The 13,045-nt window shown below is 54.3% G+C and carries 8 protein-coding genes; 5 read left to right on the plus strand and 3 right to left on the minus strand.

All coding sequences use genetic code 11. The annotated features are described in order from the left end of the window. Nucleotides 1-147: 147 nt before the first annotated feature. The 3 genes from GURA_RS08475 to GURA_RS08485 form a co-directional block, all read right to left on the minus strand. Complete coding sequence (locus GURA_RS08475) at nt 148-2,241, minus strand: YjbH domain-containing protein (protein ID WP_041245360.1); 2,094 nt, start codon at nt 2,239-2,241, stop codon at nt 148-150. A gap of 136 nt (nt 2,242-2,377) precedes the next feature. After that, a complete protein-coding gene (locus tag GURA_RS08480; RefSeq protein ID WP_011938569.1) occupies nt 2,378-3,850 on the minus strand; it encodes a carboxypeptidase-like regulatory domain-containing protein in 1,473 nt (490 codons plus the stop codon). A gap of 236 nt (nt 3,851-4,086) precedes the next feature. Beyond that, nucleotides 4,087-5,373, minus strand: a complete 1,287-nt coding sequence (locus GURA_RS08485) for an IS701-like element ISGur14 family transposase (RefSeq protein WP_011937817.1) — start codon at nt 5,371-5,373, stop codon at nt 4,087-4,089. A 579-nt stretch (nt 5,374-5,952) separates the two neighbouring features. Here GURA_RS08485 and GURA_RS08490 point away from each other — a divergent pair. From GURA_RS08490 to GURA_RS08510, 5 genes are all read left to right on the plus strand, one after another. Next, entirely contained in the window at nt 5,953-6,996 is a 1,044-nt protein-coding gene (locus tag GURA_RS08490; protein ID WP_011938570.1) for a polysaccharide biosynthesis/export family protein, read from the plus strand. A gap of 71 nt (nt 6,997-7,067) precedes the next feature. Further along, nucleotides 7,068-9,440: a GumC family protein gene (locus tag GURA_RS08495; RefSeq protein ID WP_011938571.1), complete on the plus strand. Its 2,373-nt coding sequence runs from the start codon at nt 7,068-7,070 to the stop codon at nt 9,438-9,440. A gap of 315 nt (nt 9,441-9,755) precedes the next feature. After that, entirely contained in the window at nt 9,756-10,562 is an 807-nt protein-coding gene (locus GURA_RS22755; protein ID WP_011938572.1) for a tyrosine-protein phosphatase, read from the plus strand. A 126-nt stretch (nt 10,563-10,688) separates the two neighbouring features. Further along, complete coding sequence (locus GURA_RS08505; RefSeq protein ID WP_011938573.1) at nt 10,689-11,729, plus strand: polysaccharide biosynthesis protein; 1,041 nt, start codon at nt 10,689-10,691, stop codon at nt 11,727-11,729. Continuing rightward, nucleotides 11,726-13,033: a nucleotide sugar dehydrogenase gene (locus GURA_RS08510; protein WP_011938574.1), complete on the plus strand. Its 1,308-nt coding sequence runs from the start codon at nt 11,726-11,728 to the stop codon at nt 13,031-13,033. The genes GURA_RS08505 and GURA_RS08510 overlap by 4 nt, the downstream gene beginning before the upstream one ends. Nucleotides 13,034-13,045 lie beyond the last annotated feature (12 nt).

The following is a 13,045-nucleotide window of genomic DNA, read 5'->3' on the forward strand; positions in this document are numbered from 1 at the left end:
GAGTAGTCACCGATATGGAGAGTGTCTTCTGCATCACAAGAGCTTGTAATCAAGAGAGGGAAGGGGACATAGGACCTGCTTAGACAGGTTTTTGAGTCCGCACTTCCCCCCTCACCCTAGCCCTCTTCCACAAGGGGCGAGGGGACTTTAAAACTCCCCTCCCTTGATGGGAGGGGTTGGGGGAGAGTGCAATTTCTCGTAAGCTTCGCGCAGTCGAAGCAGGTGAGTGCGGACATAGGACGGAGTCAACCGGTCCCGATCATAATAGGCCTGCTGCAAACCGTTTGCCTCGTGAGTGTCTCCGATCGATACGCCGAGTGTATTCGGCACGCCCGCACTGCTGATGACGGTCTCCTGGCTGTAGCTCCATTCATCAGGCCCTTTGATCTGGAGGTGATATGGTTTCATCCCTTTGCGGAAGGTGAGGGGAAAGGCTATCTGGACCCCGCCAATCCTGTGGTGTTTCTGTCCGGCGGTCTCTGAGTCCTTATAGTAGACCGAAAATGCCGTATCTCCGAAAAACCGCTTCAGGTCGACGCGGAACCCTTTGTCATTGTCCCAAAACTGCCCGCCGGTGAATGTGAGGTAGGTGTCCAGCGGCGCATGATAGTACCGGTAGGAGCCGAGGTACAAGGTAGTCGTCAGATGGGTGTCGCTGTTTTTCGCGTATGCCTGCCTGAATCCCAGACGATGGTTCCCTTCCGTTGACAGCCAGTACAGTTCGTTCAGGGTCCCGTAAGCATCCTTCTCGATCATCCCCGCTCCCAGAGACGCCATAACATACGGATACGGTTTGACCCCCTGAAACAGCATCAGCCGCTGGAATTGGGTATCGTTCCGGTCTCCCCGGAATGCCTCGCCGTCATCGAAATTTTTGCTCCAGGCCACGGGGATGTCCCACCGGGCGTTCAGGACAGCGCCTTTCCACAGATCGAGAAAGAGGTTCGGTCTGATCGACAACAGGTAGTCGAACACCCCCACTTCAGTCCCCACGAATGTCTTCAGTGCGGGAGTCAGCACAAGCCGCGCCCTGGGCAAAGAAGAGAAACTCAACTTGTCGGTATAGACCACCGTCGGGTCTTCTGTGACAGTGGCTGTTATCTTTGCCGCTTCGTAGAGGTCATCGTGTGTCTTGACATCCGTGAAGAACGACTTCAGCGCTTTTATGGGCATCGTGGCCTGAAGCATCCTTATGTCTTGTATCTTCAGGACAAGCCGGACGGATTTGAATTCAGCGGGAACGGAATCGACGACAATCCCCAGCGCAACCCCCATTCCGTCAAGTTCGCTATGGTCGTAACGGGCATTTTCGTATTCGACGACGAGAAGGTCATTTCCATCTGAACCGGTGCGAACGTTGATGAAACCGTCGGCAACCAGCTTGTCTCGCAGGGCGATGAGGTAGGCGGTGCGGCCGGGGGACTCAATGCGGTCGCCCAACGCTTTTTTCACTGGTGTCTCAACACTGGTCTTGTCTGGGCGCAGGCCGACGTCGGCAGCAGGCGCCGAAGGCCCGGCTTCCTGGCGGGATGGTGCTTTTCGCCGATAGTCTTTTCCCATTGAGAACTGGAGTCCGGCGGCGAAACTGACGGTGCCGGGATGGTTGTTCAACGCCGATTTCACCGTTGCCTGGAGATTGACCGGCCAACCGAACAGGTCCGGCGTGATCACCCGCACCCCGGCGTTCATGTCCTTGGTGTCATATTCGCCGAGAAGGTAGAGCCAGTCGAATGCCTTGACCTCTGCTCCACCGAATGTCCCTTTCAAACGGTCCGGGCCGAAGCCGTAGCCGACGGACAGGCGCAGCCGGCTGATTTCTTCGGTCGCCGCCACGTAGCTTGAGCGAAAGTGGTGCGCGGTCCCTCCGAAGTCCTGCATGCCGAAGGCAAGGGACGGCAACCAGCTCCCCTTCGGAATGAACGGCGCCGTCGATGCCTTGAACTGGGCGGAGAGGTCATGATCAGTCAGACGTCCGCCCAGCTCGACAAAGGAAAACAGCCCTACGGAGAAGAAATAGTTGTCCTGGTGGGATCTGTTCCAGTGGGGATCGCTCTGGTTGGTGTACCAGGCGGCCAGGGTCCCTTCCTTCTGGACGTTTGCCGTCGGCACATTGATAATGCCGGTGAACCCTTGCAGCGAAGGGGCGTCCGGGAAATCTCCCGCACCGCACACCGCTACCGCTCCAAGCAAACCCAGAAACGAAACACCGGCGATAAACCGTATTCTGCTGAAAATCGTCAATATCATCTCATTGTATATAGAACAAAAGAGGAAGCGCGTGACTTCCCCTTTTGTTCAACATTCCCGCAATTCAATCCCAAAGGTACGCCGCAGCCAAAACTGCGGCGTATGCCATATTTTCATACTGCTGCCGGTTCTACGGAGTCCCGCCTCCACCGCCTGTGCTGCCCGTGCAGATTATCTCCTTGATAACCCTGACAGTCACCTGAACTGTGATATCACGATTTATGATTATCCATCTGCCAAAGACTCTTATTCTAATTCTAATTCTTATCGTTATCGTTCTCGTTATCGTTTCCCAAATTATTTGGCAATTAGCCGATATCGCTCCCGTTAACGACAGGGCGGATAGAGCTTGCGATCCTTGCGATAGGGGGGTTGTCAGGGCAGGCGGAACTCCCAATCCATTTACGATGGCGTCATTCAGGGCTGTTGAAGGTACAAACGCTTGTTCGTCAAGTTTCGCCTCCGATACATCGGTCGTCGAGTCACTGGGCTTCGTGTGAAAGAGAACGTTCGGGACTTCGCTTCCCTTGGCGGTCACAGGGTTACTGATGGTGGTGGCATCGGATGTGGTGGTGACGTTGTCGGCCGGTATCTCCGTTTTTGCCAGTTGTAAGACTATATCAGTCGGGCCGGTTTGTCCTGCGGGGCCGAGCCCCACGGCTGTAAGTGCGGTGAGTATGTTTTTCAAGCCTGCCTGGACCGTACCGTTCGCCTGCATGATGCCCGGGACTGTTGCACTTCCTTCGTTTGAGTCAGTGCTGCCCACTGCGATGTCGACCTGCGTACCCGTAGGAAACGGCAGGTAAGACGGAATACTGACTGTTGCATTGTCCGGAATGTTGGCTGCCGATACGTCTCCTGTCAATCGGATGTATACCCGGGGAGACGTGGGAAGCTGGAGCTTGTCGACGTTCGGTGCTATCCATGCGCCCTGGTTTACCGCAAAAGAGGAGGAGACGGAGACTTGCAGGTTTGACGCAAGCGTGCCGTCAGGCAGTGACACTGCGGGCGAAGGGAGGTCTTTTGAAGAAGGGTTTTGCGGGGCGGTTATGGTTGCAGCGATGTGGGGTATGGCCTGGAAGGATGGGGTAACAGGAACGAGCCCCAGGAAAAAGCCGGAAGAAGCGGAAACAGTGCCCACCGGAGAAGTTTCGACAACGTTGAGCGCTTTGCTGCCGAGATAGCCGGCGGCGGCGACTGTAATCTCCGTAGGCCCGGTTGCCGGCACATCAAGGCTGAAGGTACCGTCTGACTTGGTTTTCGTGGAAACCTTGTGGGCGGGGAGTGAAACGGTTGCGCCGTCAATGCCCTTCTGCGTGTTCGCGTCGAGAATTTGCCCCGTCAGCATATACGACGCCAAACCACTGGCATTGCTCTCCGTATTGTCGGACGAACATCCGACAAGCAGGTTCAACGGCGGCCCTGCCACCGCAAGGGCCAGCCCCGCCAAACCGACGTTTTTCACGAACTTGCGGCGACCGATATTACTGACGAATTGAGGCGCGTCAGTCTTGTCCGGTGCAGCATCTATATGCGTGTTGCTGCTACACGTGTGCGGTGGTTGCGGCTCTGCAAATCGACGTCCTGATTTTTTTCGTCCCATGAGTTCCTCCACTGTTCTCTCGCTGGTTTTTGCCATGAGAGTTATTTGACTACGTATTAATACTACTCCGACACATATAGTTCTTTAACATTTCAATATTCGCACCAGAAGCTTTGCAATCTGATGCCTGATGTCAGGCAAGGACGGCATGCCTTTGAGTCGTTGCCTCCGCCTCCATCGCTCAGAGGAACGAAGAGAACAGCAACGATGGCGCCACTTTTCCAGGTGTTTGGTTTTCAGAACAAAGCGTCGTTGGCCAGTGTCGATTTTTTCTGAATCCAGTTGCTCCGCGCTGTCGCACTCTTCTGTTTTTTTTGCTGCAAACGCAACAGTGTCAGATAGCCATATGCCAGGGACGTCAGGAGCACATGTCGATGCCATCCGCTCCATGAGCGCCCTTCATGGTGATCAAGGCCAAGCTCTTCCTTTAGCTGTTGATAGCCATGCTCTATCCAATAACGTTCATGGTAGAGGCGGGCAAGGTCAATCGTTGCCAGATGCTGCGGCATATTGCTGAAGAAATAGCGAAGCTCGTATCCACCCAGGTTCAGGGGGCGGCGCTCTATCAGGAGCCAGACTTGTTCATGATGATTGCCCTGCCGCCATCCGTGAGCCGGCCACACTCTCATTGAGACGGCCTCTGCAACAAGTGGCTTGTCCTTGGAATTGAGCCTCAATTCTAGCCGTTGCCATGCATCATCGGCAATGCTTTCGCCCAGTACCGACAGCTTGACCGGTTCGGGGTTTGTGGAGACTACCTTAGGGCGAGTTCGTGGACGCCCTCGCTTATGCTCTTTGACTGGCGCAATTTCAAAGACCGGCTCCTCAAGAAATACCGGGGTGTTGGAGTAAGCTCCCAGGATGTAATTTTCACTGCGGGACTCAAGCTCCTTGCGAAACTCCGGAATGTTGCCATACCAGCTGTCAGCAAGGACTGCACGATGGGGAACATTGTCTTTTCGGGCCAGGTCAACAAAATCAAGTGCCATGCGCCATTTTGACTTATGGTGCACTGACTCCGGCATGTGAGCCTTTTTACGCTTTGCGGTGCAATCATCATTTTGCTGATCCCAGGATTCCGGGACGAACAGTTCCATGGCATATGGCCAGGCGACATCTCTGCCGACATACGTCATGCTTACGCCAATCTGACAGTTGTCAGTCTTGCCTGATGCACCGCAGTATTGCCGGGCAACACATACACTGTCGTACCCTTTCTTAGGGAACCCGGTATCATCAAGAACCAGGATCCCCTGCGGGTCGGAAGTGACGTCAAGCATGGAACGGCGGAATTGCTCAGCAACAAGTTGATCGTCCCATTTGGCAGTCGAAAGGAGGCGCTGCATACTTCGTTCAGATGCGTTTACCTTCTCTGACATGGGTTCAACTGACTTGCGCTCACCGTCCATGAGCAGGCCGGCCAAGTAACATTCTGCCAGTTCACGGCTCTCTGACCGATGGAAATAGCCATAATAGGGAGCCATATATTCTTCGATGCCGGGGAAAACGATCTCTGTTGTCATTCGCAGAGATTATCACATGAAACAGATTATATCAAGCTATGTGTCGGAGTAGTATTAATTGTGAAATATTGCAGCCGGCTATTGAGTTGAAAAGACAACGAGAAATACCCGTTTTGGCATAATAATTAAGGCGAATTAATAAATAATGACAAATTATATCCGGGGGGAGAAGAATGTCAATAAATAAAAATTAAAAACCAGATTGAAGGGGGCGTTCTTCCGTGGAATAGGGGCAATTTCATTAATCTGAGCCGGCAAGCTGGAACCAAAATTTTTTATTTCACGCAATGACGCGACGTTTAAAAACCAAGAACCAGAGAATATTTTAAAGCCTTTCGTTTCGTCGTCGCGTCGTCGCGTGAGTCATGTCTTGCTTTAACATTTTGCTCACATATCAATAGCCCCCATGACCCACAAAACCTCCCGTTTTTAAACAAGAAAAACTCTCCGTGCCTTGGTATTTTCGTGATTTGATCAAGATTATGATTAATATTTTTTATGAAAGATGCTTGACAGTATTTTCAAAAGTGATAAATATTAGGCACAGATTATTAACGATATGCAATTTAAGGCCTTGTTATGAAATTATGGTCCCACCGCCTCTGTAAAGCCCTTCTGTTTACCTTGGTTTGTTCCATTCTGAATGGTTGTCCCCGCTATGCTCCTCTGCCGGCCGGGACGGTCAAGGAAATCGACGGCCATGCAGCTTCGCCCATCGTTGCCAAAGAATCCGTCACAGTTACCGGTGAGCCTCTGAATGGCGCCCCGCCCGCCGACTACCTGGTCGGCTCCGGCGACATCCTTTCGGTCACTGTCTACGGCCGCGCCGATCTGGTCGGGATGGCGGGCAAGGGGAGCCGGGTGGATGTCAACGGCACTATCCAGCTGCCGCTGGTCGGCTCGGTTCAGGTCGCCGGGCTCTCACTCCAGCAGGTCCGTGACCGGCTCCAGGACTCTTTCAAACATTACCTGCGCGAACCGTCGGTGGTGGTTGAGGTTCTCGAATACAAAAGCCACCCCGTCTATCTCCTCGGACAGTTCAAGGTGTCCGGGACGCATTACATGGACCGGCCGTTGAATCTTTTGCAGGGGCTGGCTCTCGGGAACGGCCTCGACGCCACTGCCAACCTGCGCGGAGCACGGCTGTTGCGCGGCAAAAAGATCCTGGCGGTGGATATCTACAGCCTGCTCCATGAAGGCGACCAGCGCCAGAACGTCTGGCTCCAGCCGGGAGATACCATCTATGTGCCGGACAACAGCCTGCAGAACGTTTTCGTATTCGGCGCGGTCAAGACCCCCGGCCCCATCCCGATGAGGAATGGCCAGTTGACCCTCCACCAGGCAGTGGCAGCGGCGGGAGGGTTGGGGGAGACCGGCTATGACCCGAATCTCCGCATCATCCGCTCCTTGTCCCCCACCCGTGGAGAATTGATGGTCGTGGACCTCGACAAAATCCTGGCGGGCGAGGCCCGACCGTTTCAGCTTATGGACGGCGACATCGTCTATGTGCCAAAGGATTTCGTGGGCAACTGGAACCAGGCCATCAACGAGCTATTGCCGACTCTTCAGGCAGTTGGCGCAATTCTGAATCCGTTTGTGCAAATCAAGTTCTTAAGTCAGTGATAAAAAGAATAAACAGTATCAGCCGTTCTTCTCAAAACCCAGGGCACAATTGAACATTGAACAGGAATGCCATGACACCCAACTTCCCAAATCAATCCAGCCAGACCCCCCTGCAACCGGCCGAAGTCCACCTTCACGATTACCTGCGCGTCATTATGCGCCGACGCTGGAGCTTCATCGGTGTTTTCTGTGTCGTGTTTTTAGGCGTAGCCATCTATACCTACTCCGTAAAGCCTACCTACGAGGCGTTCGCCACCCTCCACGTTCATGATAGTAAGAGTGGAAAAGGTGACCTCCTCGGGGCGCTGGGAGTTTCCGAGAAGAACACGGTCGATGCGGAGATCGAGATCGTCAAGTCGCGCACCAATCTTGAGCAAGTGGCAAAAAGGCTTCACCTGAACTGGCTGGTTTCCGAAAAATCCAGAGGGCTTGATTTTAAGTTGCTGGAATTCCAGGCTCCGGACAGTCAGGCGGATTACCAGGTGGAATTGACCGGTCTGGATAGCTACCGGGTTCTGGATGCTGCGGGCAAGCTGCTCGGTAACGGCAAAAGCGGTGTTCCCATGCACTTGCAGGCGGGAGCTGCAAGTTTTCTTTTAACCGACCTGAAGGGGAAGTCGGGCGACAGTTTTCGCATTTCCATGCGCCCCTTGGATGTGGCAGCAGCCGGACTCAAGGGAAGAATCAAGGCTCAGGAAGTGGGGAAAAGGACAGGGATCTTCCGCCTTTCTTATACAGACACAAATCCGGTCATGGTGCGGGATGTGGTTAATACCCTGGCGCAGGTCTACCTGGAACAGAGCGTTGCCTTCAAGACCGAGGAGGCAAGCAAGTCTCTCGAGTTCATCGAAGGACAGATGAACAATGTGCAAGGCGAGCTGGATACTGCCGAGAAGAACCTGCAAGCCTATAAAACCGGCTCCGGCGTGGTGAAGCTCGACAGCGAGGCTTATGAGCTGGTCAAAAAAATATCTGAAACCGAGAAAGAACGGACCGAACTTGCCCTCCAGCGCAAGCAAATGGAATTCGCCCTGGCTGCAATGCGGGACGCTGCCAGGCGGGGAAAGGTCTATACCCCGGCTGCACTCAAGGACGATCCCGGCGTGGCAGCCATGGCCGGTAAGCTGGCCGATCTGGAGGTACAGAAGCAGGCTGTCCTGGCTGAGACCACTGAATCCCACCCCCAGGTGAACGCGCTCAAAAGCCAGATAAACGAGATCCAGCGGAAGCTTGCCGCCATTTATGAGACCAACCAGAAGAACATCGTCCGGCAAGAGAACACGGTGGCCCAGACCCTGACCCGTTACGAAGGTCAACTCAAACAGCTGCCTGCAGCCGAGCGCGACCTGGCCCGCCTCATGCGTTATACCAAGGTCAACGCCGAAATCTATACCTTCCTTCTCCAGAAACACGAGGAGGCGCGTATTGCCAAGGCTTCCACCATAAGCAACATCAACGTCATCGACCAGGCCATCACCCCGCGGGAGCCGATCAAACCGCTCAAGCAGAAGAACCTGCTGCTCGGCTTCCTGGTCGGTTTGATGCTCGGAGCGGGACTTGCTTTCTTTCAGGAATACCTTGACGATACCATCAAGGATGCCGAGGGTGCCCGGCGTGAACTGAACGCGCCGATTCTGGCGGTAATCCCGTTCATTCCCCGCCGGGAAGGTCAAGCATCCACTGACTTCGGCACATCGTTGATCACCCAGCATGAGCCGAAATCGTCCGTAGCTGAAGCGTTCCGAAGCCTCAGGACCAGCATCCACTTTTCCGCCATCAACCGGGAGAAGAAAACCCTTATCGTTACCAGCACCTTTCCCGGTGAAGGGAAGTCCACCATTTCGGCTAATCTGGCGGTCACCCTGGTGCAGTCCGGTGCCCGGGTGCTGCTCATCGACTGCGACCTGCGTCGGCCCACTTTGCATGAACACTTCAATCGTGCCAAGGCGCCGGGACTCACCGAGGTTCTTGCCGGCGATGCGAGCTTTGCGAGCGCACTCTATAACACCGGCATTGCACGCCTTGATTTCGTCAGCGCCGGCACCTCACCTCCAAACCCTGCCGAGCTTCTCGGTTCAAACCGGATGGCGAATCTGCTTTTGAAACTGCGGGACACCTACGACCATATTGTGATTGATGCCCCGCCGGTATTGGCGGTTACGGATGCACCGCTTCTGACGACGCGCTGCGATATGGCCATTATCGTCATGGAGACCGAGCGGGTGCCGGTAAAGGCGGCCCAGCGCATGGCCGAGATGCTGGCCAATGTCGGGGCGCCGGTTGCCGGGGCGGTGGTCAACGACAAGTCCGGCCGAAGCCGCGAGCGCTACGGGTACTACGGCAACAGCTATTACGGGTACGGCTATTACGGTTCCGGGTACTATTCCGAAGAGGGAAAGACTGAAAATAAAAGGAAACCCTGGTGGAGCAAGTTTTTCAGTTAAACCTAAGCCGGCGGAGCCGGAACCAAACAGGAAAAGGTCAAAGGCAAGGCAATGTGACGCGGATAAAAATCTGATTTAAGCGGATTCACACGGATAATACTTATTACGGAAAAACTGTTCAGCATCTTGAGCTCATAACTCCCCCTGTCCCCCTCTTATCTTAAGAGGGGGAACGTGCCGGACTGGCTCAGCTGGAAGATCAACTGAAGACTACTTGGCGTCCCTCCACTTAAAGTAAGGGGCGGACAGGTGGGGTTAGCCGCTTAGATTCTCCTTCATCTGGTGACTGCTCAAAAGCTCGGAACTCGGAATTTAATGATGACTGATATCCAAAATTTAAAACTTAAAACCCAAAACTTGACAGACTGGCATTGCCACATACTTCCAGGCATCGACGATGGGCCGGCCACCATGGACGAATCTATAGCGATGGCAAGAGGCTTGCGTTTGGCTGGTTACACCACGGTTTATTGCACGCCACACCTGGTCCGGGGGAGCTATGAGGTTGACAATGCAATGGTCCTTGCGACTTTGGCTGCTCTCCAGGCGGAACTCGTACAACAACAGATAGGGCTGCGGCTTCTCCCTGGACGGGAATACTACCTTGATGAATATCTTATTGAATACTTGAAAGATCCGCTGCCGCTTGGGGACACAAAATATATTATGATCGAGATTCCCAATCACATGCCGGTCGCGTTTATCAAGGAAACCTGTTACCGGATCAAATGTGCCGGTTTTGTGCCCATGATCGCCCACCCAGAGCGCTGCATGCATTTCGCAGTACAGTCGCAGAAACCGGCCGGGAACTTGAACCGGATACTCGGCCTGTTTAATGGTTCCAACTCAAAATTTAAAACCGAAAACTCAAAACTCGAGGAAGCTTCGCTTTCCTACTACCTCAAGGAGATCGGCTGCCGGTTCCAGGGCAATCTGGGAAGTTTCGTCGGCCGCTATGGTCAAACGGTCCGGACAAACGCCGAGCGTTTAAGGGAGACAGGGCTGTACGCCTGCTTCGGAACCGATTACCATTCTGCGTCAGGATGTTCGCAGAAGTTCTCGATTCAACATGAATATTCACCCGTTAGCGGGTGCCTGCAAAGTGCGGCTCGTGGACGATAATAGATATACGGAAAATCGAGGAAATCTTCAAACGTTGCGGCGTAGCGCTGATTTTACCGATATAGAGCTAGATACCGAGGCGCATAGGGCGCTGTCGTTCTGACCCACCTTGAAAGGGGGCACTAAATGACTTCGATGTTCACCGACAAGACCCTCCTCATCACCGGCGGGACCGGTACCTTCGGCAATGCCGTTCTGCGCCGCTTTTTGGAGACGGAAATCGGCGAGATCCGTGTTTTCTCCCGCGACGAGAAGAAGCAGGACGATATGCGCAAGCACTTCACCCATCCGAAGCTACGCTTTTACATCGGTGATGTGCGCACTGAATCAAGTCTGCGCGGCGCCATACAGGGGGTGGATTTCGTCTTTCACGCTGCTGCACTCAAGCAGGTGCCGTCGTGCGAATTCTTTCCCCTCGAAGCGTTGCGTACCAACGCCCTGGGTACGGAGAACGTCCTCAATGCCGCCATCGGTGCGGGCGTACGGCGGGTGATCGTACTCAGTACCGACAAGGCTGTCTATCCGATCAACGCCATGGGGATCTCCAAAGCGATGATGGAGAAGCTCGCTGTCGCCAAGTCCCGCGTCGCCGCACCTCAAACGACGATCTGCTGCACCCGCTACGGTAACGTCATGGCGAGTCGTGGTTCGGTAATTCCCCTTTTTCTGAAGCAGATTCAGGATGGGAAAGGGATCACTATCACAGACCCGAAGATGACTCGCTTCATGATGACGATTGAGGATGCGGTTGACTTGGTCCTCTATGCATTTGAACACGGCTCTGCCGGTGACACCTTCGTGCAGAAGGCCCCTTCCTGCACCATCGGTGCCCTCGCCGAGGCCCTGAAAAAGCTTACCGGCAGCAGAGTGCCGATTGAGATCATCGGCACGCGCCATGGCGAAAAGTTGTATGAAACCCTCCTTACCCGCGAAGAGATGGCAGTCGCCGAAGATCAGGGAGGATATTACCGGGTTCCGGCGGACAACCGCGATCTCAACTATGGCAAGTACTTCACTGAGGGTAAAGAGCGGATCACCGAGCAGACCGACTACAATTCGCACAACGTTCCGCTCTTAGATGCCGACGGCATGGCCGAGCTGCTCAAGAAACTCCCTTGTGTCCAACAGGCCCTGCGCGGGGAAAAAGTTGCCAGAGGAAAAGAATGAAACAACAGCTTCTGTCTCGCATTAAAGACAAGACCGCCGTCGTCGGCATTATTGGCCTTGGTTATGTTGGCTTGCCGCTCATGCTCCGATTTGTCGAAGAAGGGTACCGGGTACTCGGCTTCGACATAGACCAGTCAAAGATAGACAAGTTGCAGCAGGGGCAGAGCTACATCAGGCATATCCCTGCCAAGCCGATTGCCGCTGCCGTGACTAATGGCCTTTTTGACGGCACCACGGATTTCAGTCGCACTGCTGAGGCCGATGCCCTGTTTATCTGCGTCCCAACTCCCCTCAATCGGTACCGCGAACCGGACCTGACCTTCGTCCTCAATTCCACCGATGCTATCGTTCCTCATCTGCGTCCCGGCCAGCTTGTTTCCCTTGAAAGCACCACATACCCCGGCACTACCAATGAAGAGCTTCTTCCCCGTCTCGAATCCAGAGGGCTAAATGTCGGAAAAGATATCTTTCTCGTTTTTTCTCCCGAACGGGAGGACCCGGGAAACGAGCGGTTTACGACCCGAACCATCCCAAAGGTTTGTGGCGGGGTGACTTCCGCCTGCTTGGAGGCAGGGCTTGCCCTCTACGGTCAGGTGATCGATAGAGTCGTACCGGTTTCTTCCACCCGCGCAGCCGAGATGACGAAGCTCCTCGAGAACATCCACCGGGCGGTCAATATCGGCTTGGTGAACGAGTTAAAGATTGTCTGCGACGTCATGGGGATCGACATCCGCGAGGTGATAGACGCCGCCGCCACCAAGCCGTTCGGTTTCACCCCTTATTATCCCGGCCCAGGTCTGGGAGGCCACTGCATCCCCATCGACCCGTTCTATCTCACCTGGAAGGCACGGGAGTATGGCCTGCATACCCGTTTCATCGAGCTTGCCGGAGAGGTCAACACCGCCATGCCCGACTGGGTGGTGGGGAAGGTGATGGACGCCTTGAACGAGCGGGGGAAAGCGCTCAAGGGGGCGCGGGTGCTGGTGCTCGGGATTGCTTATAAGAAGAACGTAGACGACATGCGGGAATCCCCCAGTGTCGAACTGATGGAGAAGCTGCAAAAGAAAGGGGCAGTAATCGCTTACAGTGACCCACATGTGTCGGTCTTTCCCAAAATGCGTGAGCATTATTTTGATCTAAAGAGTGTCGAGCTTACGCCGGAGAATCTGCGGGAGTATGACTGTGTGCTGGTCGGCACCCATCACGATGCATTTGATTACAGGATGATCCGCACACATGCTTCTCTGATTGTCGATACGCGGGGTGTGTATCGTGAACCGTTTGCAACGTTGGTGAAGGCATAGGTAGTCATGGCA

The sequence above is a fragment of the Geotalea uraniireducens Rf4 genome (assembly GCF_000016745.1).
GTDB lineage: Bacteria > Desulfobacterota > Desulfuromonadia > Geobacterales > Geobacteraceae > Geotalea > Geotalea uraniireducens.